The following is a 24,488-nucleotide window of genomic DNA, read 5'->3' as shown; positions in this document are numbered from 1 at the left end:
GGGCTTGTCCCGCGCTGGGCTGCGTAGCAGCCCCAGTAAAGAAGAGCGCGGTGTATCAGACACTCTGTAGAGGCTGGTTTTGGGGCTGCTACGCAGCCCAACGCGGGACAAGCCCGCTCGCCACAACAGCCCTATCTGCCGCGCGTTCAGCGTTGAGCCAACGCTGTGTAGATACCCATGCTTTAGCCTGGGCACACGCTGGATTTTCCACTGGCCATCGGCGTCTGGAACATCTGGCCCGCTTACTCTTCGTCAAAAAAGCCGTTCGGTCGGAGCCCACGCCCTGACGGCGGCTGGCAATGCCAGGCCTCGTAGAGACGCGCCAGGGCCTGTGCGATATCCGCCTGCGGCACCGCGGCAAACCCCAGCACCAGCCCGGCCCGCAGGTCCGGCGGCGTGCTGGAGTCGGGCAGCCAATAGCTGCTCAAGCCGTTGACCTCCACCTCTACCGCACGAGCCTGTGCCACCAACTGTTGTTCACGGGCCAGGCTGTCCACCCGCACGGTAAGGTGCAGGCCCGCTGCGACATTCGGCAGGCCGCTCACCCCCTCGAGTCCGCTCGGCCATCCGTTCAGCAGCGCATTACGCCGGCTGAGGGCGGCGCGGCGCATGCGGCGGATATGGCGTTGGAAATGGCCCGCCGCCATGAACTCGGCCATCACCGCCTGGGTGCTGACCTCTGAGTGCCGCACATCCACGGCACGACGCCGAGCAAACGCATCGACCAAGGTTGGCGGCAATACCAGGTAGCCCAAGCGCAATGCCGGAAACGCGACTTTGCCGAAGGTGCCCACATACAGCACGCGCCCGCTACGGTCCAACGCCGCCAGCGGCGACAGGGGCGCGCCGCTGTAGCGATACTCGCCGTCATAGTCATCCTCGACGATCCAGCCACCGCTGCGTTCCGCCCAGGCCAGCAACTCCAGGCGTCGGGCCAGGCTCATGACCACACCCAGGGGGTACTGGTGGGACGGAGTGACATAGGCCAGACGGCAGTCGATGAGGCGGCTCAACGCCGCGCAATCAATGCCCTCCCCGTCCACCGCCACGCCATGCAAACGCCCACCGGCAAGCGCAAAGGCATGCCCGGCCGCGCGGTACCCTGGGTTTTCAACCGCGACCCCATCGCCAGGCGCCACCAGCAACTGTGCACAAAGGCTGATTGCCTGCTGCGCGCCACTGGTGATCACAATTTGCTCAGCCGTGCACTGCAAGCCTCGGGAGGTGCGCAAGTAGGCAGCGATCAACCCGCGCAGTCGTTCATCCCCCGCCGGGTGGCCGTAACACAGGTGTTCTAAGTTCGGCTTGCGCCAGAAAGCCGCATTCAGCTTGGCCCAGACATCGAAAGGGAACAGATCGAATGCAGGCACCCCCACTCGAAATGCCCGAGGTGGCCCCACAGGCGGCAGGGGCAAATGATTGGTTTCAAGGCGTCCCATGGCCGGGCTGTGGATAACTTTTTCGGCTGCTGAAGCCTCTTTTTGAAGGTCATTTGTGGATAACCCTGGGGATAAGCCTGTTGAAAACCCTGTGGATAGTTTTGTGGATAGTTTTTTTGAGGTGGGCAGTTGTGCCACATAAGTGCCGTCGCCGACCCGGCTCTCAATAAACCCCTCGGCGTAGAGCTGATCGTAGGCGCGCACCACACTGTTGCGAGAAATCGACAGCGCCGCCGCCAGGTCACGGCTGGCGGGCAACCGCGTGCCACTGACCAGACGACCGTCCAGCACCCGTTGGCGCAACGCTTCGTACAGCTGGCGGGTCAGCCCTTGGCGGCGATCCAGCTCAATGCCGGCTGGGTTGAACGATAACGGCGGCGCACTGGATGACATGCTGGACTCTCACGAATTGGACCTATGAAATTGGCCCTAGATGGCTCTTACAACGAACCATTAGCCTGCCTAGGATGCAGGCATTCGCCAAGGAATATTTCCATGTACACACCCCGCGCCTTTGTTCTCGACGATTTGCCCGAACTGCAGCAACTGATCCAGCACACCCGCCTGGCGCAGTTGGTGACCTTTGGTGAGCAAGGCCTGCAAGCCAGCCACCTGCCGCTGTTGATCAACCCCGACGAAGGCCCCAACGGCACACTCTACGGGCACTTGGCCAAAGCCAATCCCCAGTGGCACGACCTGCAAAATGGCAGCGATGCGCTGGTGATCTTTGCCGGCGCAGACGCCTACATCAGCCCGGCGTTTTACCCAGCGAAAGCCGAGCACGGCAAAGTGGTGCCCACCTGGAATTACATCGCGGTGCATGCCTATGGCAAGGCCGAGGTATTCACCGACGCCGAACGTGTGCTCGCCGTGGTCACCGCGCTGACCGATCGTCATGAAGGCAACCGCCCCCAGCCATGGAAAGTCAGCGACGCCCCGGCCGACTACATTGACGGCATGCTCAAGGCCATTGTCGGCTTCGCCCTGCCGATCGAGCGCCTGGTCGGCAAACGCAAACTCAGCCAGAACCGCAGCGCGGCGGATATCGCCGGCGTGCAGGCGGGCCTGGCCACCAGTGTCGACGTGCGCGACCAGACCCTCGCCCGCTTTATGCCTCAAGGAACGCCAGAATGAGCCAGATCGATATCCGCCCCGTTACCGCCGCCGACCACGCCGCCTGGCTGCCACTGTGGCAAGCGTACTTGAAGTTCTACAACACCGAACTGCCGGACGCCGTGAGCCAGAACACCTGGCAACGCCTGATCGATCCCCAGGAGCCAACCCATTCAGCCCTGGCCTGGCAAGACGGCAAGGCCGTGGGCATGGTCAACTTCATCTACCACCGCTCCAACTGGAGCATCGAGAACTCCTGCTACCTGCAAGACTTGCTGGTGGACCCGGCCCAACGGGGTACGGGTGTCGGCCGCAAGCTGATCGAATTCGTCTACACCACCGCCAAGGTCGATGGTTGCTGCAAGGTGCATTGGCTGACCCACGAGACCAACGCCACCGCGATCCAGCTCTACGAGCGCATCGCCGAACGCCCTGGTTTCATCCAATTTCGCAAAGGTCTTTAAGGAGCGCAGCATGCCCACTTCTCTCGTCGACTGGAAAGGCGTCCCGGCGCCCACCGTTCAACTGCTCGAAGGGCGCTTCATCCGCCTGGAAAAACTCGACCCGGCCCGCCATGGCGACGATCTGTTCAACGCCCTGCAAGGTCCCGGCGCCGATCCCAAGCTGTGGGACTATCTGCCCTACGGCCCCTTCCCCGAGCGCAGCGCCTTCAATGACTGGCTGAACAACCATGCTGCGCACAGCGACCCCTATTTTTTCAGCGTGATCGACCGTGCGACCGGCCAGGTCCAAGGCATCCTCAGCCTGATGTCCATCGTCCCGGAGCATGGCCGCATCGAAATCGGCCACGTGACCTTCGGTGCCCCGATGCAACGCTCGCCGAAAAGCACCGAGGCGGTGTACCTGCTGGCCAAGTACGCCTTTGACCAGGGCTATCGCCGCCTGGAATGGAAGTGCAACAACGCCAACGACCGCTCCAAATACGCGGCCGAACGGTTGGGCTTCAGTTTTGAGGGGGTGTTTCGCCAGCATACGGTGGTCAAGGGCAAGAACCGGGACACCGCGTGGTATTCGATCATCGACTCGGAATGGCCAACCGTTGGGGCGGGGTTTGAAACGTGGTTGTCGCAGGCGAACCAGGCAGGTTCAGGCCAATTGAAAAGCCTGGCGGAGTGTCGTCGCCAGGCACTTTAAACGGTTAAACCAGCTTCTGGGCCAACACCGCAATATGCTCCGGCCCGATCCCGCAGCAACCGCCCAGATGGCTGGCGCCGCGCGCCTGCCAATCGGCGGCCCAGTGCAGGTAGCCGGGCGGGTCGAGATCATCACGCAACGGGTCGAGGCCGTCGTTGGCCGTGGCCTCCTTGGGTTGCGGCGGGAACGCATTGGCGTAGGCCCCGATCTGGATCGCCACGCCCAAGCGTTCGAAGGTCTGGCGCGCCGCATCGATCGCCGCGCCAATCACTTCGGGTTGGCTGCAGTTGAACAGCAGGACCTCCACCCCCAGTTGCGCCGCCGCTTCGGCCGCGTCTACCACCGGCTCGCCGGAGCGCAGGCGCGGGACTTCGTCGGTGTCTTCATCCTTCAAGGTAAATGACAGCCAGAACGGTTTCCCATCCCGCGGCAGACCGCCATGGATGGCCCGCGCCTCGACGATCGAACTCTGGGTTTCCGCCAGCCACAGGTCGACGTGGGGAGCCAGGCCCTGCACCAGTGGCGTCAGTAACTCGTTGACTCGGTCGGCCTCAAACAGGTCTGGCCGATAAGAACCAAACAGCGGCGGCAATGAGCCTGCCACGCGTACGGCCTGGCCGGAAGCCTCCACCGCGCGCCGCGCCAACTCACCTGCCAGCGCCGCCAGGGCCTGGCCCTCGGCGGCAAACCGGGCTTCGCCAATATGAAACGGCACAACGGCGTAGCTGTTGCTGGTGATCACATTGGCGCCGCTCTGGATGTAAGCCGCATGCACCGCCTCCACGGCCTGCGGAGCTTCACTCAACGCCAGCGCTGACCACTCCGGCTGCCGAAACGGCGCGCCTCGGCGTTGCAGTTCGCGGCCCATGCCACCATCGAGAATTACTGTGCGTGTTGCGGGCATATGCTTTTTACTCATAAGCTTATGAAAATAACTCACTATGAGAGTCGTTCTTATAACTATTTAATACGTACACTTCGGTTCATCACAACCTCTTTTTTATTTAGGTGTCGCCCTTGAAACTAAAACCGCTCCTGGCCTTGGGCCTCACGATTCTGGCTGCCTCCACCCAAGCCTTCGGCGGTGCGACTCTGGACCGGGTTGAACAGAAGAAAGAACTGGTGGGGGTGCTGATGGAAAGCTACCCGCCTTTCTCGTTCCTCAACGAACAAAACCAACTCGATGGTTTTGACGTCGATGTGGCGAAGGCCGTGGCGCAGAAACTGGGCGTGAAACTGCGCCTGGAAACCCCTTCCTGGGACGTCATTGCCGCCGGCCGCTGGAGCGGGCGCTATGACATTTGCATCTGCTCGATGACCCCGAGCAAAGCCCGCGCCGAAGTGTTCGACTTCCCGGTGGAGTACTACGCCTCGCCTGCGGTGATCGTGGTCAACGCCCAGGATGAGCGCATCCACGGCGCCAAGGACTTGAGCGGCAAAAAAGTCGGCCTCACCAGCGCCTCCAGTTACGAAAGCTACCTGAACAAAAACCTGGTGATCGAAGGCGCCGAAGACACGCAACTGCAGTACCCCTTCGAGAACGTCCAGATCGCCCCGTACGATACCGATAACGTGGCCTTCCAGGACCTGGGCCTGGGCGCTGGCGTACGCCTGGACGCCATCCTGACCAACCTGGTCACCGCCCAACCACGCCTGAACCAGGACAAACGCTTCAAGCTTGCCGGCGAACCGCTGTATGCCGAACCCAACTCGGTGGCCATCGAAAAAGGCGACCCGCAGTGGGACGCCAAAGTGCGTGAGGTCTTTGCGCAGTTGAAGCAGGACGGCACCTTGAGCCAGCTGTCGAAGAAATGGATTGGCGCCGACATCAGCCAATGACAGCGTTCCCCACTCCTCCCAAGCCACCCGTGACCGAGTCGCGACGCCAGCGACTCCTGGGTTTTCGTACGCGCCTGTACCTGACCTGGGCCGCGCTGTTTTGCCTGTTCGCCAGTTTCTTCCTGAGCTTTGACCTGAAGTTCTCGATCATCCTCGACAAGCTGCCCAACCTGGTTGGCGTGCACTTGGCGCCCAACGGTTTTCTGCAAGGCGCGGCGCTGACGGTATTCCTGTGCCTGTGCTCGATTGTGGCATCGTCGATACTGGGTTTCATCACTGCGCTGGGGCGTCTGTCGAAAAGCGCCGTGGCCTTTGGCATTGCGAGCTTTTACGCCTCGTTCTTTCGGGGGACGCCTTTGCTGATCCAGATCCTGCTGATCTATCTGGGACTGCCGCAACTGGGCCTGGTACCGGGCGCCATCGTCGCCGGGATCATCGCGCTGTCGCTGAACTATGGCGCCTACCTGAGCGAGATTTTCCGCGCCGGCATCCTCGGGGTACCCCATGGCCAACGGGAAGCAGCCCTGGCCCTGGGCATGCGCGACAGTGCGATCTTCTGGCATGTCACCCTGCCCCAGGCCATGCGCACGATCATTCCGCCCGCCACCAACCAATTTATCTCGATGCTCAAGGACTCGTCCCTGATCTCAGTGATGGGGGTATGGGAAGTGATGTTCCTGGCCCAATCCTATGGTCGCTCCAGCTATCGCTACATCGAGATGCTCACCACTGCAGCGATCATCTATTGGGTGATGTCCCTCGGGCTGGAGCTGATCCAGGCGCGCATGGAGCGGCATTACGGCAAGGGCTACGTACGACGGACCTAGTCATCCCTTTTGCGACGCACCTTGACCACGCCCATCTGCAAACCAAAGGGGCGGAACACGGCGTTCAGCGATTTCAAGGTTTGATTGCCTTCGCCATGCTCGATATGCACCAGGGTACGCACGGATATCTTGCACATCTGCGCGAACTGGCTCTGGTGCAGGCCTGTGACTTCGGTACGCAGGCGGCGTGCGGCGTCGCCTATTTCGAGCGAACCGTCAGACAAGCCCTGCTCGATGCTTTCAATCACTTGTGCACGCTGACTGAGCGAGAGACTCATTGGAGAAAGGCCGGCGCGTGCTTGGGTGTCTCCTGTGACCAGTTCAATGGCACCCTTACACTCACCGCCTTGGCAAAAAGGGTATCCATCTCGTCCAGGTGATCGACCAGGTAGGTGGACTCGTAGCCAAAACGGCAGGGGCTTGCAAAACCTTTATCAGGCTCGGAAAACTCAAGCGTCATCGCATCCTGCCAATGACCGGCATCGAATATCTGCAAGGTAAGCCTGTAGGCATTGTCCATACGCAACTAAATGCACCTCGAGGTAATTGACCGGCCTGATAAACGCAATATAGTGCATAAAGCTGACTGTAGCAGCAGACGAAGCGCAATATAATGCAATCAAAGCGCTAAAGTTGGACCCTTAGCTGCATTAAAATGCATATCTATCAAGGTCCCGTACACCATCGTTCGGTAAAACAGATCCGTTTTTAATCGCCCCGGACTAGAGACAACTCCCGCAAACCAGCGGTCGATGGCCTGACAGTTATCACCCCGCCATCTCGCTAAATTCCCGGCCTCACTTATCAGAGGTCAGGAATTCATGCCCTTTACACTCCAGAAACTCACGCGTGCTGTCATCCTTGCCATTGGTATTGCCAGCGCTCCCCTCGCCCAGGCGCAAACAGGCACGCCTTATCAGTTCGAACTGCTTGTGCCTGACTACGACGACTATGACGATTACGACGAATGGATGTCGGCCCCGATCGAGCAAGCCACTCCCCTCGACGGCTACCTGACTCGCCAAGCCACAACCCTTAATGGCCTACGGGTGGCCCAGGTGCTGGAGCCTGCCTTGATTCGGTTACTGGAATCCGGCGAGCTGACCTCAGAGCAGATCAAAGAGTTGGAACGCTTCAATGAGGCATTGATGCAGCAGCCCGGAGGGGTCGGTGCGGCCCTTGAACAATTGGCCGGCAGCCAGAATGCCAACCTGGCGGCGGCGACCCAGAACATCACACAGCAACTGGGCAGCCAATTGCTGTCGACCCTGCGCGCCCTGCCCACCAATGACGACGCTCATGTCTGGGTACAGGGACTGGGCCAAGACGGCCGCCTCGACAAACAAGGCGGCAGTGCGGGCCTGAAGTACGCCAACCGAGGCCTGCTGACAGGCGCCGACTGGGCACTGGAGCACGCCTGGCGGATCGGCGTAATGGGCGCAAAATCCACCAGCCGCCTCGACGCCCAGCGTTTTTCCGCCGACCTGGACAGTTGGCACCTGGGCGGTTATGCCGTGCACCAGGACGGCCCGCTGGGCCTGCGCCTGGGGGCGATCTATAGCCACCACGCCGGGCAGAACAAACGCAGCGTCCAGTTGCTCGATAACAAACAGCAACTCAAGGGCGACTACAAAGCCCAGAGCCAAACCCTGTTCTCGGAAGTGGGCTATCAGTTGGGCAGCGCGGACTTGAGTGTCGAGCCCTTCGGCGGCCTTGGTTATCAACGCTATCACCGCGACCGGTTCCAGGAAAAAGGTGGCCTGGCGGCACTGAATGTAGGCTCACAGACCCAGCAAAACCTGAACAGCACCCTGGGCCTGCGCCTGGCGAGCCAGTATCGGTTCGATAACCAGGTCAGGCTCATCCCTCATATCAGCGCCGATTGGAAACGCCTCTATGGCAAGGTCGACAGCCGCGTCCGCCAGTCCTACCGCTACATGCCGTTCGCGATTGATGACTTCACCCTGGTCGGCGCTTCCCTGGACCGCAACAGCCTGAACTGGCAGGCCGGGCTGGACCTCGCGCTGTCGCCGCAACACACCGTCGGCCTGGCCTACCGGGGTGAAGCGGGCACCAACAGCCACAGCCAGGGCCTGATGGGGCAATGGCAAATGAGGTTTTAACCTCATGAAACCGAGGAACATTCCCTCATAGCGTTGTTATCAGGCCTGACAGCCGCCGGCTACGTTACTGGCTACATTCCGGTCTCCTACACTCGCGAGGCCGGAAATTATGTCGTCAATCTTCCCGTACATCCCTTCCGTCGGTGCCCTGATGGGGTATGGCATACACACACTGGCACAAGCCATATCGCAGGCGCCGCCTGGCACCGCCGCGGGTACCCGCCAGGACAAGCCGGCCGGCCGCACAGACATCGCCGCTGCGCTCAATGATCAACCTGCGATCAAGCCCGACGCCCGGTTCAGCTCGGCAACCATCACACTCAACAATGGCCATGGCCTGGACATCGACAACGCCGCCAGGCTGCTTATCCCTAGTGCTCCAGCCGGCACTGCAACCTCGTTGCGCGGCATCGAGATTATCAACAGCGCGACGGCCAAAACCGTTGGCGAGCGCAACGGCTTCACCAGCACCGGCCTGGCACCGGTGTGGCTCGAAAACCACGGCAGCATCACCGGCAAGAATGGCGCCGGGGTAAGGCTGGACGGCGACCAGGATGATGAAGTGGTCAACGCCGGCTTGATCATTGGCAGCCATGGCGTAGCGCTGAGCATGGGGGGCGGCAACGATATGCTTATCGTCCGAAGCGGCGGGCGCTTCGAAGGCGTGGTTGACGGGGGCAGTGGCACCAACCAGGTAATTCTGGACGATGCCAGGGGTGGCACATTCGATGGTGCCCGCCAGATGCAGCATCTGTGGGTGGGCTCTGGCAACTGGACCCTCACAGGTGAAGTCCCGGTCAATCAGCAAGGTGCGGTCTACAGCGGTGCAACCCTGGTCAACCAGAGCAAAATCGGCGGTTCCATGACCGTCCAACCTGACGCCACCTACGCCGGCGGCACCGTGGCCAACCTTGAGGTCGCGGGAACATTGCGTCTGGATCCAGCCACCCACGTCGAGCAGGACCTGCGCATGCAACATGGCTCGACGCTGGCCCTGACGCTGGGCGCAGACCAAACCCATACCCCCTCGAACATTGGCAACACCGCCGACCTGCGCGGGGCGACGCTGGCTATCCACGTCGAAAACGAAAACGATGCGCTGCTCTCGCAACCCTTGCAGCTCCTCAGCGCCAAGCACGTCGAAAGCCCGTTCGCCGGCATCACCAGCAACTTGAAGACCCTGGTCCCTACGCTGACTTATCGCCCTGACGGCGTCTTCGTCACCTTCAAACGCAGTGATCCCACCGCCTGAGTACCAAATCGCGGACAAAAAAAAGGGGGGCACCTGCCCCCCCGAGGATTAAGCGGTAGTGTCGAAGGCTAGGGATCAGCCTTCGATTTCAATCAGGATTTCACCCGGGTTGACCCGGTCGCCCTTGGTCACGTGAACCGCAGCCACCTTGCCGGCAATGGCAGCCTGCACTTCGGTTTCCATCTTCATCGCTTCGGTAATCAACACGGCCTGGCCGGCCTTGACCACGTCACCAACCTTGACCAGCACGTCTACGATATTGCCCGGCATCGCCGTGCTCACATGACCCGGCTCGGTGGCTTGCTTGCGCTTGCTGCTGCCGCCGCTGACAAACTCGTTGAGCGGTTCGAACACCACTTCTTCAGGCATGCCGTCGATGGACAGGTAGAAATGGCGCTTGCCTTCAGCCTTCACGCCAACACCGGTGATGTCCACGCGGTAGCTCTCGCCGTGCACGTCGATGACGAACTCGGTCGGTACGCCTTCGCCACCGGCACGGGCCACGCCGCCTGCTTCGGGGATCGGCAACAGCACTTCCGGGGTGAGGGTGCCGGCGTCGCGCTCTTCGAGGAATTTGCGACCGATGTCCGGGAACATGGCGTAGGTCAGCACGTCTTCTTCAGACTTGGCCAATGTGCCGATTTCACCGCGCAGCTTGGTCATTTCCGGCTTGAGCAAATCGGCTGGGCGCACGTCGATCACGTCTTCGCTGCCGATGGCCTGGCGGCGCAACTTCTCGTTCACCGTGCCCGGCGCCTTGCCGTAGCCGCCTTGCAGGTACAACTTCACTTCGTTGGTGATGGTCTTGTAGCGCTCGCCAGCCAGCACGTTGAAGAACGCCTGGGTGCCGACGATCTGCGAAGTCGGGGTGACCAACGGCGGGAAGCCGAGGTCCTCACGCACCCGAGGAATTTCAGCCAGCACTTCCCCCATGCGGTTGAGCGCGCCCTGCTCCTTGAGCTGGTTGGCCAGGTTGGAAATCATTCCGCCCGGCACCTGGTTGACTTGCACGCGGGTATCGACGGCGGTGAATTCGCTTTCAAACTGGTGGTACTTCTTGCGCACGGCGTAGAAGTACAGGCCGATTTCCTGCAGCAATTCCAGGTCGAGCCCGGTGTCGAACTCGCTGCCTTTAAGGGCGGCGGCCATCGACTCGGTACCCGGGTGGCTGGTGCCCCAGGCGAAGCTGGAGATAGCGGTGTCGATATGGTCGGCGCCGTTTTCGATGGCCTTGAGTTGGCACATCGCGGCCAAACCCGCCGTGTCGTGCGAGTGGATGAACACCGGCAGGTTCTGCTCGGCTTTCAGCGCCTTGACCAGTTCGCCCGTGGCGTACGGGGTCAGCAGGCCGGCCATGTCCTTGATCGCCACCGAGTCGCAGCCCATGGCTTCCATTTGCTTGGCCTGGGCCACAAAGGCGTCGATGGTGTGCACCGGGCTGGTGGTATAGGCGATGGTGCCCTGGGCATGCTTGCCGGCGGCCTTGACCGCTTCAATGGCCACGCGCAGGTTACGCACGTCATTCATGGCGTCGAAGATGCGGAACACGTCGATGCCATTCACGGCGGCCTTGGCGACGAAGGCCCTGACCACGTCGTCGCTGTAGTGGCGGTAGCCCAGCAGGTTCTGGCCACGCAGCAGCATTTGCAGGCGCGTGTTAGGCAATGCGGCGCGCAGTTTACGCAGGCGTTCCCACGGGTCTTCCTTCAAAAAGCGCACACAGGCATCGAAGGTCGCGCCGCCCCAGACTTCCAGGGACCAGTAGCCGACTTTGTCGAGCTTGTCGCAGATCGGCAGCATGTCGTCGGTGCGCATGCGGGTCGCCAGCAACGATTGGTGAGCGTCGCGCAGGATGGTGTCAGTAACGAAGATTTTCTTGCTCATTATTATGTTCCTCACAGGCCTGCGTGGGCGGCGATGGCGGCGGCGATGGCCAGGGCCAGCTCTTCGGGTTTGCGCTTGATCGAGTAGTTGGTCAGCTCAGGATGGCTTTCCACAAAACTGGTGTTGAATTGGCCGCTGCGGAATTCCGGGTTGCGCAGGATTTCCTGATAGTAAGCGGCGGTGGTCTTCACGCCTTGCAGGCGCATGTCATCCAGGGCACGCAGGCCGCGGTCCATGGCTTCTTCCCAGGTCAACGCCCACACCACCAGTTTCAGGCACATGGAGTCGTAGAACGGCGGGATGGTGTAGCCGGTATAGATCGCCGTGTCGGTGCGCACGCCGGGGCCGCCGGGCGCGTAGTAACGGGTGATCTTGCCGAAACTGGGCAGGAAGTTGTTTTTCGGGTCTTCGGCGTTGATACGGAACTGCAACGCGAAACCACGGTGCTGGATGTCTTCCTGCTTCACCGACAGCGGCAGGCCCGAGGCGATGCGGATCTGCTCGCGGACAATGTCGATCCCGGTGATTTCTTCGGTGATGGTGTGTTCCACCTGCACCCGGGTGTTCATCTCCATGAAGTACACCTCGCCCTCGGCGAGCAGGAACTCCACGGTGCCGGCGTTTTCGTAGCCCACAGCCTTGGCCGCGCGCACCGACAGGTCGCCGATATAGGCGCGCTGTTCCGGGGTCAACTGCGGGCTCGGGGCGATTTCGATAAGCTTTTGGTTGCGGCGCTGGATCGAGCAATCGCGCTCGAACAGGTGCACCACATTGCCAAAGCTGTCACCGAGGATCTGCGCCTCGATATGCTTGGGGTTGACGATGCATTTTTCCAGGAACACTTCCGCCGAACCGAACGCCTTGGTGGCTTCGGAGATCACGCGGGGGAAGGCTTGTTCGAGTTCTTCGCGGCTGTTGCAACGACGGATGCCGCGACCGCCACCACCGGAGGTGGCCTTGAGCATCACCGGGTAACCGATACGGTCGCCTTCAGTGAGGGCTTCGGCGATATCGGCGACATTGCCTTCAGTACCGGGCGTGACCGGTACGCCGGCCTTGATCATGCTGCGGCGCGCTTCGGTCTTGTCACCCATACGGCGAATCACTTCAGCCGAAGGACCAATGAATTTGATCCCACGTTCGGCACAAATGTCTGCCAGTTCGGCGTTTTCCGACAGGAAGCCGTAGCCGGGGTGCAAGGCATCACAGCCGGTTTCCACCGCCAGGTTCACCAGCTTGCGCGGGTTCAGGTAGCCGGACAGGGGCTCGGCACCGATGCTGTGGGCCTCGTCGGCACGCTTGACGTGCAACGCATGGCGGTCGGCGTCGGAATAGACCGCGACCGAGCGAATGCCCATCTCGGCGCAAGCACGCACGATTCGTACGGCAATTTCACCACGGTTGGCGATCAGGATCTTTTTTATCACTTGGAAATTCCCTTGAGCCGATTGCTGCGTTCTTCGACCCGCTAGACCCGGGTCGGCGCGTGACCAAATGTTTCAAGCCAGTCGCAGCCCCACACTAAGCCCGTAGAGGGATTAACAAAAATCAATAATTATTGGGTCGCGCATAAGTAAAGACTTATAGTCGACACACTGGATGGGATCGAGGGGATTTAAAAATGCGTAAGTCATTGATGAGGCTGACATTACGGCAATTGCAGATCTTCAATGAGGTGTGTGATTTGCGCTCGTACAGCCGTGCCGCCGAGGAAATGTCTCTCACCCAACCGGCCGTCAGCCTACAAATTCGCCAGCTGGAAGAGCTGATCGGCCAGCCGTTGTTCGACTATGTGGGCAAAAAGCTCTACATGACCGAGGCCGCCGAAGCCCTGCAACGGGCCAGTCGCGATATTTTCGGGCGCCTGGAAAACCTCGATATGCAGCTATCGGACATGCAGGGCTCGTTGCAGGGCCAGTTGAAGCTGGCCGTGGAATCCAGCGCCAAGTATTTCGTACCGCACCTGTTTGCCGCGTTCAAGCGCCAGCATCCCGAAGTGCAGTTGCACCTGACGGTGGTCAACCGTGCCCAGGTGATCCGCAGGCTTTCGGACAACCGTGATGACTTGGTGATCATGTCCATGGTGCCTCAGGACATGGGCCTGGAGTTCCTGCCGTTCCTTAACAACCCCATCGTTGCCGTGGCGCCACCCGATCACCCTTTGAGCCTCCAGGGCCCCTTGCGCTTGCAGGACCTGGAACCCTACACGCTGCTGCTGCGCGAACCGGGCTCCGGTACGCGACTGGCCTGCGAGGAGTACTTCAAGGAAAAACGCGTGCACTTCACCCAGACGGTGGAGGTGGCCTCGGCCGAGGCGCAGCGTGAGTGCGTGGTGGCAGGGTTGGGCGTGGCCTTGTTGACGCGCCACGCCCTGAACCTGGAACTGGCCACCGGCGGGCTCAAGGAGCTGCCGGTGGAAGAGCTGCCGCTGTACCGCAGTTGGTGCCTGGTGCAGGCCAAGGCCAAGCGCCTGTCACCGGTGGCCCATGCATTCCTGGGCTTTATCCGCAGCGAGCGGGTGCAGATCAGCGCGTTGGCTGAGCGCTTCGCTGGGCAGCCGCGGGTGCCTGCCAGTGCAGTTCCGGGTAGTCACTGATGCTCTGCTGCAGCTGGCGCTGGTCGCAGCGGTCTTCGATTGCGCGACGGAACGCCATGCGGCGCTGGTCTTCCTGTTGACGACGGGTCTTGACGGAGCTGTTGCTGTCTTCGTAGTGCCGGGTCATTTTGGAGTCTCCCAATGCGAGTACGGGGAGTACAGGATCGGCTCGGCGGATGACATGACGATGACAGCCTGGTGAAGATTCTGGACACACAGAAGATGCAAAGGTGGGAGGGGGCAAGCCCCTCCCACCTTTGAAACGAATGCAACCTTGAATCAGTCGTCGAGGGCTTTGACGGACTTGGGCGAGAGTCGCAGGCTGCGCAGACTGCGCTTCACGCTCTTGAGGTGATTGACCAGGCTCGGACCGCGCGCCATGGCCACACCCATCGCCAACACGTCGATCACCACCAGGTGGGCGATGCGCGACGTCAGCGGCGTGTAGATTTCCGTGTCTTCATGCACGTCGATCGCCAGGTTGACCGTGGACAGTTCCGCCAACGGCGTCTGGCTCGGGCACAAGGTGATCAACGTGGCGCCGCTTTCACGCACCAGGTTGGCGGTGATCAGCAGGTCTTTGGAGCGACCGGACTGGGAAATGCAGATGGCCACGTCGGTCGGCTTCAAGGTCACGGCCGACATTGCCTGCATATGCGGATCGCTATAGGCCGCAGCGGTCAACAGCAGGCGGAAGAACTTGTGCTGGGCATCCGCGGCGACAGCACCTGATGCGCCAAAACCGTAGAACTCGACACGCTGGGCCTGGGACATGGCGGTCACGGCCTTTTGCAGCTCCACCGGGTCGAGCTTCTCACGCACTTCCATCAGGGTGTGCAGGGTGGTGTCGAAGATTTTCAGGCTGTAGTCAGCGACCGAGTCGTCTTCATGGATCGCAAACTGCCCGAAGCTCGCGCCAGCGGCCAGGCTTTGGGCCAGCTTGAGCTTCAAGTCCTGGAACCCGGAGCAACCGATGGCGCGGCAAAAACGCACGATGGTCGGCTCACTGATGCCCACGCTGTGGGCCAGGTCGGCCATGGAACTGTGCATGACGGCCGCAGGGTCTAGCAGCACGTGATCGGCAACCTTGAGTTCCGATTTGCGTAACAGGTGGCGCGACTGGGCGATATGTTGCAACAGGTTCAAAGGGCAGGACTCTTGTTATTGGCAGGCGCCAGGGATGTAGCAAGCTTGTAGTTATACTACAAGAATTGTCGTTTTGCCCGTCCGATGCATCACTTAATCGCCCTGCTGCCCTTTGAATCTAAGGGCAGGCGAGTTGTAGCCACAATGGCTGAAGGCCCGGCGCTAGGAAAAATCTGCTTTTTTTCGTAACAACTCTGCCAGGCCATCGGCTTCCATCGGCCGACTGATCAGGTAGCCCTGCACCTCGTCACAACGCTCCCCCCGCAGGAAATCCAACTGCTGTTGGTCTTCCACGCCTTCGGCCACCACCTTAAGCGCCAGCCCGTGGGCCATTGCAATGATCGCCCGCGTAATGGCCGCGTCTTCGCGCCCCTGGCCGAGGCCACGAATAAAGGTCTGGTCGATCTTCACGTAGTCCACCGGGATGCGCTTGAGGTAGCTGAGGGACGAATAACCGGTGCCGAAATCATCAATGGCCAGCTTCACCCCCAGGTCCCGCAGTTGCTGGAAAGTCGCGATGATGTGTTCCACGCTGTCGAGCAGCTGGCTTTCGGTCAGCTCCAGTTCGAGGTATTGCGGGTCCAGCCCGGTTTCTTCCAGCACCTGGCGCACCAGGCTGACCAGCTTGCCCTGGCGCAACTGGTGCACCGACAGGTTCACCGACACCCGGATCGGCGCCAACCCTTGGCGCTGCCACTCGCAGGCCTGCCAGCAGGCCTGGCGCAGCACGAACTCGCCCAGCGGCACGATCAGGCCGGTTTCTTCGGCCAGGCCGATAAAGTCCCCCGGTGGCACCATGCCCCATTGCGGATGCTCCCAGCGAATCAACGCCTCGGCGGCGTTCAGTTGGCCGGTGGCCAGGCATAATTTGGGTTGGTAGAACACCGTGAGCTGGCGCTCTTCAATGGCTTTACGCAGATGGTTTTCCAGTTGCAAACGCTCCAGCGTGCTGGCTTGCAGGCTGTCGGTGTAGAACTGGAAGTTATTACCGCCCAGGTGCTTGGCATGCTGCATGGCCATGTTCGCCTGGCTGACCAAGGCTGAAATTTCCCGCGCGTTGTCCGGTAAAAGGCTGACCCCCATAGAGGCACTGACTACCAGCTCATGCCCTTCCACTGCCACCGGCACACGCAGCTTGGCCAGTAGCCGCGTGGCGACCCGCGCGAGGCTCGACAAGTTGCCATAGGCATCGAAGAGCACAGCGAATTCGTCGCCGGACAATCGCGCAATGGTGTCGGCTTCCGGCAGGGCGTTGATCAAGCGCCGCGCCATTTTCTGTAACAACTGGTCGGCCACTTCATGGCCCAGGCTGTCATTGAGCAACTTGAAGCGGTCCAGGTTGATATGCAGCAGCGCCAGGCTACGCCCGCCCTGGCGGACGCGCTGGTGGGCTTCGCGCAGGCGTTCGCGAAACAGCGAGCGATTGGCCAGGCCGGTCAATTCGTCATAGTGGGTGAGGTAGCGCATACGCTCCTCGGACTCACGCCGCGCGGACAGATCGGCGAAAAAGCCCACGATATGGCTGACTTTTCCTCGAGCATCCCGCACGACATTCAGTTGCAGCCACTGCGGATACAACTCGCCGCTCTTGCGTGTCTCCACCAGTTCACCCTGCCAGGTGCCGTGGCTGAGCAGCGCCTGGCGGATCACCGGGAAGTGACGCCGCGCATCACGACTGCTGGGCAACTCCACGACATTGCGACCCAGCATATCGTCGATGTCGAAGCCGGTGACGCGGCTGAAAGCCCGGTTGACGGCGATCAGCACGTAGTCCGGGTCAAGGATCACAATGCCTTCACTGGCGGCTTCGAACACGGTCGAGGCCAGGCGCTGTTGTTCTTCCAGGGCCTTGCCGGCACTGATATCGCGACGGGTACCCAGCATGCGCGTGACCCGTCCGCTGGGCGCACGCTCCACGGCGCGGCCACGGTCTTCGATCCACACCCAGTGGCCATCGCCATGGCGCACGCGGTATTCCACCTGGTAGTCCTCACTGCGGCCCTTGAGGTGCTCCACCAGGGCACGCTTGAGCAACGGCAGGTCGTCGGGGTGCAGGCGCGGCTTGAGGTGGCTGAGCATCGCCGTGACGTACTCGGGCTCCAGCCCGAACAGCTCTTTGAGCTGGGTGTGGTGCACCTCGTCGGTTTGCAGGTTCCAGTCCCACAGCCCCAGTTCGCTGGCTTGCAAGGCCATCGCCAGGCGCGCTTCGCTTTTGTTCAGGGCCAGGCTGGCCGCGTCCAGTTCCTGGCTGCGTTGCGCCACCCGGTCTTGCAGGCCGATTTGCGCTTCGCGCAGTTCCTGTTCGACTTGGCGGCGTTGCTCGACTTCGCGCACCAGGTCCTGGTTCAACTGCTCACTGCGCTGTTGCGCCTGCTGGAGATGTTCGATCAGCGCCTGGTTTTGGAAACGTCGCAACAGCCCGCGCTGGATCAGGCGATTGACCTGCCACGCCACCACGCTCAGGGACGCCAGCAGGATCAGGCCAAGTACCCCCCAGCCTTGTTGTTGCGGGGCACCGTTCCAGAACAGATAGACGATGGCCGGCACCAGGCATGGCAAGGCGAATGACAGGAATGCGGGCAAGCTCACCGCGTAGGCCACGCTGGCAGACAACGTGGCCGCACCGATCAGACCGAACACCCAGGCCTGCTGCGTAAAGCTGTCCACCGGCACCAGGGCAATGGCGGCAGTGGCCAGGGTCAGCCCGCTGGCGGCCGAGCCGAGCATGAACCTGCGGCGCCAGATCGGCTGCGCCTGGCGGCTGGGCATGGCCGAATCAAAGGCCGCCACCTGGATCACGCGCATGGCCACCAGGGCGAGCAGCCAGACCAGCCAAATGCTGTCCAACAAGTATTGCGTGGGGTTCCAGAGCAGCCAGGCGCAGACCAGGCCGTTGACCAGCATCAACAGGGTCGGCAGCAGCGAGCCCTGATAGAGCAGGCGTGTGCGCTCGACCGCCATCTCGGTGGCGTAGTGTTTGTGGATGACCTGCGCTGGCGCCGCCGAGGGGCTGAACAGATCGGTGCTGAGAGTCATAGGCAGTGTTCTTATAATGGTGAGCCCGAAACGTCGACGGAGCATACACAAGCAAGCGCTTGGGCCAAACTGCTCCACGTCATAAAAACTGCATGGTCATCCGGCGCAAACCCAGGGGCCAGACAGCTTGAGCGAGACGCTGCGCGGGCTGCGGCCATTGACTGACCGGTCATCACCCCATGCAGAATGTTCAGCCGCCCGGAATCACCGTGGATGTTTTCCGTCGACCACCCGGCATTGGGGTTTGCCCCACTCCCCCCAGCACCCTAGAATGCGCCGATGCGCGATGATCTCTCTCTTTTGCTGAACTCCCTCAACGATGCCCAACGCCAGGCCGTAGCGGCCCCCGTTGGCCGTCAGTTGGTCCTGGCCGGTGCTGGCTCCGGTAAAACCCGAGTGCTGGTGCACCGTATCGCCTGGTTGATCCAGGTCGAGAACGCGTCCCCGCACTCCATCCTGTCGGTGACCTTCACCAACAAGGCCGCTGCCGAGATGCGCCACCGCATCGAGCAGTTGATGGGCATCAGCCCGGCCGGTATGTGGGTAGGCACCTTCCACGGCCTGGCGCACCGCCTGTTGCGGGCGCACTGGCAGGAGGCCGGGCTCGCCCAGACGTTCCAGATCCTCGACAGCGATGACCAGCAACGCCTGGTCAAGCGCGTGATCCGCGAACTGGGGCTCGACGAACAGCGCTGGCCTGCGCGCCAGGCCCAGTGGTTTATCAACGGCCAGAAAGACGAGGGCCTGCGCCCGCAGCATATCCAGGCCAGCGGCGACCTGTTCCTGGCCACCATGCGCAGCATTTATGAAGCCTATGAGGCCGCCTGCGCGCGTGCCGGCGTGATCGACTTCTCCGAGTTGCTGCTGCGCGCCCTCGACCTGTGGCGCGACAACCCAGGCTTGCTGGCCCATTACCAGAAGCGCTTCCGGCATATCCTGGTGGACGAGTTCCAGGACACCAACGCCGTGCAGTACGCCTGGTTGCGCCTGTTGGCCAAAGGCGGCGACAGCCTGATGGTTGTGGGCGACGACGATCAGTCGATCTACGGCTGGCGTGGCGCGAAAATCGAGAACATCTACCAGTATTCCGAAGACTTCCCCGACGCGGTCACCATTCGCCTGGAGCAGAACTACCGCTCCACCGCCGGTATCCTCAAGGCTGCCAACGCCTTGATCGCCAACAACACCGGGCGCCTGGGCAAAGAGCTGTGGACCGACGGTGGCGAAGGCGAAGCGATCAACCTGTACGCGGCCTTCAACGAACACGATGAAGCACGCTACGTGGTGGAAACCATCGAGAGCGCGCTGAAAACCGGCCTGGCGCGCAGTGATATCGCGATTCTGTACCGTTCCAACGCCCAATCGCGGGTATTGGAAGAAGCCCTGCTGCGCGAGCGCATCCCGTACCGCATCTATGGCGGCCAGCGCTTCTTCGAGCGTGCGGAAATCAAGAACGCCATGGCCTACCTGCGTTTGCTCGAAGGCCGCGGCAACGATGCGGCGCTGGAGCGGGTGATCAATATCCCGGCCCGTGGCATCGGCGAAAAAACCGTTGAAGCCATTCGCGACCACGCGCGTCATGCCGATGTGTCGATGTGGGAAGCCATGCGCTTGCTGATCGCCAACAAAGGCTTGACCGGCCGGGCTGCCGGGGCGTTGGGGGTGTTTGTCGAGCTGATCGAGAACCTGGCGGCCAAATGTTCGGAAATGCCGCTGCATTTGATGACCCAGACCGTCATTGAACAGTCCGGGCTGATTGCCTATCACGAAGCCGAAAAGGGTGAAAAAGGCCAGGCCCGGGTAGAAAACCTTGAGGAATTGGTCAGCGCCGCCCGTGCATTTGAAAACACCGAGGAAGATGAAGAGCTGACCCCGCTCGCAGCCTTCCTCGGCCACGCCTCGCTGGAGGCGGGTGACACCCAGGCCGACGAGCACGAAGACAGCATCCAGCTGATGACCTTGCACAGCGCCAAGGGCCTGGAGTTTCCCTATGTGTTCCTGGTGGGCATGGAAGAAGGCCTGTTCCCCCACAAGATGAGCCTGGAAGAACCCGGCCGCCTTGAGGAAGAACGCCGCCTGGCCTATGTGGGCATTACCCGGGCGATGCAGAACCTGGTGATGACCTACGCTGAGACCCGACGCCTGTACGGCAGCGAGACCTACAACAAGGTGTCACGCTTCGTACGTGAAGTGCCGAAAGGGCTGATCCAGGAAGTACGCCTTTCCAACAGCGTCAGCCGCCCGTTCGGCGGTGGCCAGCAGCAGAACTCCAGCAGCATGTTTGCGGGTTCCGAGATTCCGGAAACGCCGTTCAGCCTGGGCCAGCAGGTCAAGCATGCGATCTTCGGCGAAGGGGTGATCCTCAACTTCGAAGGTGCCGGCGCCCAGGCACGGGTGCAGGTGAACTTCGCCGAAGGCAGCAAATGGCTGATGATGGGCTACGCGAAACTCGAAGCGGTCTGAAACAATTCCAAACATGAAGGTTGCTGGCCCGCCCTTGTTTTTAACGAGCGCGGGCCAATATCTGTAACAAGTCCTACAGACCATCCTGAATCGATCTTACGCAAAAGCCCGAAACATTATGTTGCTAGCCACTGTCACGACACCTGTGCAACATGGCGCGCGTGCAATCCACAAATGGGAATTCCCTTTATGAAACGTTTTCTTAGCATCGCCATGGCGTTATGCATAGGCCTGACGATGAGCCTCGACGCCAACGCCAAACGCTTCGGTGGCGGCAAAAGCATGGGCTCGGCACCGACTCACCAGACCAGCCAAATGGCCCCATCCGCCGGTGTAGGCGGTGCTGCCGCTACCGCAGGCGCAGCCGGTGCTGCTGGCGCTGCTGCCAAGGCCGGCGGTGCTTCGCGCTGGTTGGGCCCTCTGGCCGGTATCGCGGCCGGTGGCCTGCTCGCCTCCATGTTCATGGGCGGCGGCTTCCAGGGCATGCAGATCTTCGACATCCTGATCATGGCGGTCATCGCCTTCCTGATCTTCCGCTTTATCGCCGCCCGTCGCCGCAAGCAGCAGGAGCACCTGGCGCCCGCCGGCGCGCCGATGCAGCGTGAAGTGTTCGAGCAGAAACCCGCCATGGGTTCGATCTTCGGTGGTTCGTCAGCCCCTGCTGCCGCCCGCCCAGTGATCAACGCACCGGCCTGGTTCAATGAAGAGCGTTTCGTCGAAGCGGCCCGCAGCCACTTCCAGTCCCTGCAACAGCACTGGGACGCCAACGAAATGGACAAGATCTCCGAGTTCGTGACCCCGCAACTGCTGGAGTTCCTCAAGCGCGAACGCGCCGACCTGGGCGACGGCTTCCAGTCGACCTACATCGATGACCTGCATGTCCAGCTGGACGGTGTGGATGACCGCGCCGACAAGACCATCGCCACCCTGACGTTCAGCGGTGTGTCGAAAACCTCGCGCTTCGACCAAGGTGAAGTGTTCAGCGAAAGCTGGAACATGGAACGTGCCCAAGGCGACAACCAGCCATGGCTGGTCGCCGGTATCCGTCAGAACGGCTGATACCCGCACGCTTGTGCAAGCCGTAACAAAAACCCCGGACTTGTCCGGGGTTTTCTATTTCACGGTTGCACTTATAGCGAGCTACTGTATAAAACGCCCCTATAACCGCGCCATCTAGCAAGAGGATCCCGGACGTGGAAGAAGTCATCGAACAATTGCGTGAAGCCAACGAACCGGTTCCGGTTCCTCTGGAGCTGCCTGATGAAGACCATCTGGTGGAAATCGAAGAAGAGCTGTTCATCAATATTCCGTTCGTCTTCAAGGAGTTTCTGCTGACCGTCAGCGACGTGGTGTACGGCAGCCTTGAGCCGGTGACCGTCACCGACCCGCAATCCCACACCTACCTGCCGGAAGTCGCAGCAAATGCCTGGGATAGCGGCGTGCCGCGCGAGTTGATCCCGATCTGCCAGGACGGCGACGACTATTACTGCGTTGAAGAAGACGGCACGGTGGTGCTGTGGTCCGGCGAAGAAGAACTTGTCACCGAGGAGTCTTGGGAATCGGTATGGCACTGGGCGCGGGACGTCTGGTTGGAAAGCTAAGACCTGATCCCCGTGGCGAGCGGGCTTGTCGAATCGTCGCACCGCCCGCGTTGGGCTGCGCAGCAGCCCCCCATCAGTGCTCCGGCGTATCCTTATGGTTATCCAGCGTCTCCAGCAAGGCGACCTGCATCCGCGTATGCACACGGATAAACCAGCGCCACAGCACAGCCGCCACCGCCGCCGCGACCACAGCGATCAGTACCAGCAGCTTGTTGGTCGGCAGAATACTCGCCGACAAGGCGGCCAATAGCAGGAAAATCACCAGCAGCGACAGGATCGGGATCAGCTCGGCGATCACTCGACGCACGCGCTGGGTATGCCGTCCGGCCATCTCCGGCTTGACGCTCATCTCTGCCAGCAACATCGACAATGCCTTGAGCTTGCGGTACGCCGCAATCAGGAACGGCAGCGACAACAATAATGCCCCGCCCCAGATCAATGCCTTCTGCCAGCTTGGATCACTGATCCAACCTTCCAGAGACGCGCCAATACGCACCGCGAAGTAGCTGCCTGCAAAAAAGATCGACACCACCAGCGCCAGGTTCACCCCCACTTGCAGGATGATCTTGCGGATCATCGACACCAGCATCGCGCCTTCACCCTGAGGCTGAATGCTGCGCAACCATTCACCATACAACCCGAACACTCGGCTCATACGCTTGGGCATCACTGCCGCGATCTTCAACGACAATGGGTCGGCACCGCGAATCAGGTACGGCGTGAGCAGCGTGGTGATCGCCGAAACGGCCACCGCCACCGGATACAGGAAGTCGCTGGTCACCTGTAACGTCATCCCCAGCGCGGCGATGATGAAGGAAAACTCGCCAATCTGTGACAGCCCCATGCCAACCCGCAACGAAGTGCGGCCATCGTTGCCAGCGATAAACGCGCCGATCCCACAGGACAGCATCTTGCCCAACACCACGGCGACGGTGATCACTGCAATCGGCCAGGCGTATTGCAACAGGATCTGCGGGTCGATCATCAAGCCAATCGCCACGAAGAAGATCGCGCTGAACATGTCGCGAACCGGCTCGATCAAGCGCTCGATCTTAATCAACTCGCGGGACTCAGCCATGATCGCGCCGATCAGGAACGCCCCCAGCACCATGCTGTATTCCAGCTTGACCACCAGCAGGCAAAAACCGAAGCACAGGCCCAATACAGTGATCAGCAGCATCTCGTTGCTGTCGAACTTGGCCACATAGGCCAACAAGCGCGGCACCAGCAAAATGCCGATGACCAACGCGACGATCATGAACAGCGAGAGCTTGCCGACCGTGGAAAACACTTCGCCCGAGCTGACCGTGCCACTGACAGCGATACTCGACAGCAAAGCGATGATGCCGATGCCGAGGATGTCTTCCACGATCAGCACGCCGAAAATCAGCTGGGCGAAGCGCTGGTTTTTCATCTTCAGGTCATTGAGTGCCTTGACGATGATGGTGGTCGAGGAGATCGCCAGGATCGCGCCGAGGAACAGCGAGTCCATCGTGCTCCAATCGAACCAGCGGCCAATCTCGTAGCCGATCCAGATCATCAGGATGATTTCAAGGAAGGCGGCAATAAACGCCGTGGCGCCCACCTTGAACAACTTGTGCAGGCTGAACTCCAGGCCCAGGCAGAACATCAGGAAGATCACCCCCAGCTCGGCGAGGGTCTTGATGGTGTCTTCGTCGTGGATCAGGCCAAATGGCGGGGTGTGGGGCCCGATGATGAACCCGGCGACGATGTACCCCAGCACCACAGGTTGTTTGAGACGGTGAAACAGGATGGTGACAACCCCGGCCACCAACATGATCACGGCCAGGTCCTGGATAAAGCTGATGGCGTGCATGGCGAGGGCCTCCTTGAGCGTGCTGGCGCTTTTCCCACTTCCGCCCGCACCTTTGAACGGTCGCAAAGTGCGGAAGGAAAAGTCTGCCTTGATCGTAAGAAATGCCCTGATATGGGCTTTTGAAGGTTAACACCGCGACTTCCGCCGGAAAGCCGGTGCAATATATGGAAACAGATC

Annotated in this window: 21 protein-coding genes; 11 read left to right on the top strand and 10 right to left on the bottom strand. The window is 61.0% G+C overall.

What is annotated here, in order from left to right:
• Positions 1–242: 242 nt before the first annotated feature.
• Positions 243–1,832: a MocR-like pyridoxine biosynthesis transcription factor PdxR gene (gene pdxR, locus ACODSV_RS00315; RefSeq protein WP_150053919.1), complete on the bottom strand. Its 1,590-nt coding sequence runs from the start codon at positions 1,830–1,832 to the stop codon at positions 243–245.
• A 102-nt stretch (positions 1,833–1,934) separates the two neighbouring features.
• Between pdxR and ACODSV_RS00310 the strand changes: the two genes are divergently transcribed.
• Genes ACODSV_RS00310 through ACODSV_RS00300 form a run of 3 tightly spaced genes read left to right on the top strand, consistent with a single transcriptional unit; the run spans position 1,935 to position 3,707 of the window.
• Positions 1,935–2,573: an FMN-binding negative transcriptional regulator gene (locus ACODSV_RS00310; RefSeq protein WP_150053920.1), complete on the top strand. Its 639-nt coding sequence runs from the start codon at positions 1,935–1,937 to the stop codon at positions 2,571–2,573.
• Entirely contained in the window at positions 2,570–3,016 is a 447-nt protein-coding gene (locus tag ACODSV_RS00305; protein ID WP_150053921.1) for a GNAT family N-acetyltransferase, read from the top strand. The genes ACODSV_RS00310 and ACODSV_RS00305 overlap by 4 nt, the downstream gene beginning before the upstream one ends.
• Positions 3,017–3,026: 10 nt before the next feature.
• Positions 3,027–3,707, top strand: a complete 681-nt coding sequence (locus tag ACODSV_RS00300) for a GNAT family N-acetyltransferase (protein WP_150053922.1) — start codon at positions 3,027–3,029, stop codon at positions 3,705–3,707.
• A 4-nt stretch (positions 3,708–3,711) separates the two neighbouring features.
• Here ACODSV_RS00300 and ACODSV_RS00295 read toward each other — a convergent pair whose 3' ends face one another.
• Positions 3,712–4,611 carry a homocysteine S-methyltransferase family protein gene (locus tag ACODSV_RS00295; RefSeq protein ID WP_150053923.1) on the bottom strand — a complete coding sequence of 300 codons (900 nt, stop codon included), beginning with the start codon at positions 4,609–4,611 and terminating at the stop codon, positions 3,712–3,714.
• A gap of 113 nt (positions 4,612–4,724) precedes the next feature.
• Here ACODSV_RS00295 and ACODSV_RS00290 point away from each other — a divergent pair, with 113 nt between their 5' ends.
• Together ACODSV_RS00290 and ACODSV_RS00285 are read left to right on the top strand one after the other, a co-directional pair.
• Positions 4,725–5,546 carry an ABC transporter substrate-binding protein gene (locus ACODSV_RS00290; protein WP_024078174.1) on the top strand — a complete coding sequence of 274 codons (822 nt, stop codon included), beginning with the start codon at positions 4,725–4,727 and terminating at the stop codon, positions 5,544–5,546.
• Positions 5,543–6,373 (top strand): amino acid ABC transporter permease, encoded by an 831-nt coding sequence (locus ACODSV_RS00285; protein ID WP_024078175.1) that lies wholly within the window; start codon positions 5,543–5,545, stop codon positions 6,371–6,373. The genes ACODSV_RS00290 and ACODSV_RS00285 overlap by 4 nt, the downstream gene beginning before the upstream one ends.
• Here ACODSV_RS00285 and ACODSV_RS00280 read toward each other — a convergent pair.
• Positions 6,370–6,651, bottom strand: a complete 282-nt coding sequence (locus ACODSV_RS00280; RefSeq protein WP_150053924.1) for a helix-turn-helix domain-containing protein — start codon at positions 6,649–6,651, stop codon at positions 6,370–6,372. The genes ACODSV_RS00285 and ACODSV_RS00280 overlap by 4 nt on opposite strands.
• Complete coding sequence (locus tag ACODSV_RS00275; RefSeq protein ID WP_024078177.1) at positions 6,648–6,893, bottom strand: hypothetical protein; 246 nt, start codon at positions 6,891–6,893, stop codon at positions 6,648–6,650. Before ACODSV_RS00275 ends, ACODSV_RS00280 begins: the two co-directional genes overlap by 4 nt.
• A gap of 301 nt (positions 6,894–7,194) precedes the next feature.
• Here ACODSV_RS00275 and ACODSV_RS00270 point away from each other — a divergent pair, with 301 nt between their 5' ends.
• Both ACODSV_RS00270 and ACODSV_RS00265 read left to right on the top strand, forming a co-directional pair.
• Complete coding sequence (locus tag ACODSV_RS00270; protein ID WP_150053925.1) at positions 7,195–8,496, top strand: autotransporter outer membrane beta-barrel domain-containing protein; 1,302 nt, start codon at positions 7,195–7,197, stop codon at positions 8,494–8,496.
• A gap of 109 nt (positions 8,497–8,605) precedes the next feature.
• Complete coding sequence (locus ACODSV_RS00265; RefSeq protein WP_150053926.1) at positions 8,606–9,748, top strand: hypothetical protein; 1,143 nt, start codon at positions 8,606–8,608, stop codon at positions 9,746–9,748.
• Positions 9,749–9,823: 75 nt separating this feature from the next.
• Here ACODSV_RS00265 and oadA read toward each other — a convergent pair whose 3' ends face one another.
• Positions 9,824–11,632 carry a sodium-extruding oxaloacetate decarboxylase subunit alpha gene (gene oadA / locus ACODSV_RS00260; RefSeq protein ID WP_150053927.1) on the bottom strand — a complete coding sequence of 603 codons (1,809 nt, stop codon included), beginning with the start codon at positions 11,630–11,632 and terminating at the stop codon, positions 9,824–9,826.
• Between the two features lie 11 nt (positions 11,633–11,643).
• The gene (locus tag ACODSV_RS00255; protein ID WP_024078181.1) at positions 11,644–13,059 is read right to left on the bottom strand and encodes an acetyl-CoA carboxylase biotin carboxylase subunit; all 1,416 of its coding nucleotides are present in this window, start codon (positions 13,057–13,059) and stop codon (positions 11,644–11,646) included.
• Positions 13,060–13,253: 194 nt separating this feature from the next.
• On the opposite strand from ACODSV_RS00255, the gene ACODSV_RS00250 reads away from it, so the two are divergent.
• Positions 13,254–14,228, top strand: a complete 975-nt coding sequence (locus ACODSV_RS00250) for a LysR family transcriptional regulator (RefSeq protein ID WP_024078182.1) — start codon at positions 13,254–13,256, stop codon at positions 14,226–14,228.
• Here the strand turns inward: ACODSV_RS00250 and ACODSV_RS00245 are convergent.
• The 3 genes from ACODSV_RS00245 to ACODSV_RS00235 form a co-directional block, all read right to left on the bottom strand.
• Positions 14,158–14,355: a PA3496 family putative envelope integrity protein gene (locus ACODSV_RS00245; RefSeq protein WP_081329271.1), complete on the bottom strand. Its 198-nt coding sequence runs from the start codon at positions 14,353–14,355 to the stop codon at positions 14,158–14,160. The genes ACODSV_RS00250 and ACODSV_RS00245 overlap by 71 nt on opposite strands.
• A gap of 152 nt (positions 14,356–14,507) precedes the next feature.
• The gene (hexR, locus tag ACODSV_RS00240; protein WP_010168370.1) at positions 14,508–15,374 is read right to left on the bottom strand and encodes a transcriptional regulator HexR; all 867 of its coding nucleotides are present in this window, start codon (positions 15,372–15,374) and stop codon (positions 14,508–14,510) included.
• A gap of 162 nt (positions 15,375–15,536) precedes the next feature.
• Positions 15,537–18,410 carry an EAL domain-containing protein gene (locus tag ACODSV_RS00235; RefSeq protein WP_024078183.1) on the bottom strand — a complete coding sequence of 958 codons (2,874 nt, stop codon included), beginning with the start codon at positions 18,408–18,410 and terminating at the stop codon, positions 15,537–15,539.
• Positions 18,411–18,689: 279 nt separating this feature from the next.
• Between ACODSV_RS00235 and uvrD the strand changes: the two genes are divergently transcribed.
• From uvrD to ACODSV_RS00220, 3 genes are all read left to right on the top strand, one after another.
• A complete protein-coding gene (gene uvrD, locus ACODSV_RS00230; RefSeq protein ID WP_024078184.1) occupies positions 18,690–20,873 on the top strand; it encodes a DNA helicase II in 2,184 nt (727 codons plus the stop codon).
• 189 nt (positions 20,874–21,062) lie between these two features.
• A complete protein-coding gene (locus tag ACODSV_RS00225) occupies positions 21,063–21,932 on the top strand; it encodes a Tim44 domain-containing protein (protein WP_024078185.1) in 870 nt (289 codons plus the stop codon).
• Between the two features lie 134 nt (positions 21,933–22,066).
• Entirely contained in the window at positions 22,067–22,474 is a 408-nt protein-coding gene (locus tag ACODSV_RS00220) for an SMI1/KNR4 family protein (RefSeq protein WP_150054999.1), read from the top strand.
• 73 nt (positions 22,475–22,547) lie between these two features.
• On the opposite strand, the gene ACODSV_RS00215 is transcribed toward ACODSV_RS00220, so the two are convergent.
• Positions 22,548–24,311, bottom strand: a complete 1,764-nt coding sequence (locus ACODSV_RS00215) for a cation:proton antiporter (RefSeq protein ID WP_150054436.1) — start codon at positions 24,309–24,311, stop codon at positions 22,548–22,550.
• Positions 24,312–24,488: the final 177 nt, after the last annotated feature.

Source organism: Pseudomonas sp. FG86 (assembly GCF_057808775.1).
This window is presented reverse-complemented; position numbering and strand designations above follow the sequence as displayed.

Bases quoted from the DNA above. Each gene is read 5' to 3' on its own strand.
- pdxR (WP_150053919.1), bottom strand. From the start codon at position 1,832: ATGTCATCCAGTGCGCCGCCGTTATCGTTCAACCCAGCCGGCATTGAG.
- ACODSV_RS00310 (WP_150053920.1), top strand. From the start codon at position 1,935: ATGTACACACCCCGCGCCTTTGTTCTCGACGATTTGCCCGAACTGCAG.
- ACODSV_RS00305 (WP_150053921.1), top strand. From the start codon at position 2,570: ATGAGCCAGATCGATATCCGCCCCGTTACCGCCGCCGACCACGCCGCC.
- ACODSV_RS00300 (WP_150053922.1), top strand. From the start codon at position 3,027: ATGCCCACTTCTCTCGTCGACTGGAAAGGCGTCCCGGCGCCCACCGTT.
- ACODSV_RS00295 (WP_150053923.1), bottom strand. From the start codon at position 4,611: ATGCCCGCAACACGCACAGTAATTCTCGATGGTGGCATGGGCCGCGAA.
- ACODSV_RS00285 (WP_024078175.1), top strand. From the start codon at position 5,543: ATGACAGCGTTCCCCACTCCTCCCAAGCCACCCGTGACCGAGTCGCGA.
- ACODSV_RS00280 (WP_150053924.1), bottom strand. From the start codon at position 6,651: ATGAGTCTCTCGCTCAGTCAGCGTGCACAAGTGATTGAAAGCATCGAG.
- ACODSV_RS00275 (WP_024078177.1), bottom strand. From the start codon at position 6,893: ATGGACAATGCCTACAGGCTTACCTTGCAGATATTCGATGCCGGTCAT.
- ACODSV_RS00270 (WP_150053925.1), top strand. From the start codon at position 7,195: ATGCCCTTTACACTCCAGAAACTCACGCGTGCTGTCATCCTTGCCATT.
- ACODSV_RS00265 (WP_150053926.1), top strand. From the start codon at position 8,606: ATGTCGTCAATCTTCCCGTACATCCCTTCCGTCGGTGCCCTGATGGGG.
- oadA (WP_150053927.1), bottom strand. From the start codon at position 11,632: ATGAGCAAGAAAATCTTCGTTACTGACACCATCCTGCGCGACGCTCAC.
- ACODSV_RS00250 (WP_024078182.1), top strand. From the start codon at position 13,254: ATGCGTAAGTCATTGATGAGGCTGACATTACGGCAATTGCAGATCTTC.
- ACODSV_RS00245 (WP_081329271.1), bottom strand. From the start codon at position 14,355: ATGACCCGGCACTACGAAGACAGCAACAGCTCCGTCAAGACCCGTCGT.
- ACODSV_RS00235 (WP_024078183.1), bottom strand. From the start codon at position 18,410: ATGACTCTCAGCACCGATCTGTTCAGCCCCTCGGCGGCGCCAGCGCAG.
- uvrD (WP_024078184.1), top strand. From the start codon at position 18,690: ATGCGCGATGATCTCTCTCTTTTGCTGAACTCCCTCAACGATGCCCAA.
- ACODSV_RS00225 (WP_024078185.1), top strand. From the start codon at position 21,063: ATGAAACGTTTTCTTAGCATCGCCATGGCGTTATGCATAGGCCTGACG.
- ACODSV_RS00215 (WP_150054436.1), bottom strand. From the start codon at position 24,311: ATGCACGCCATCAGCTTTATCCAGGACCTGGCCGTGATCATGTTGGTG.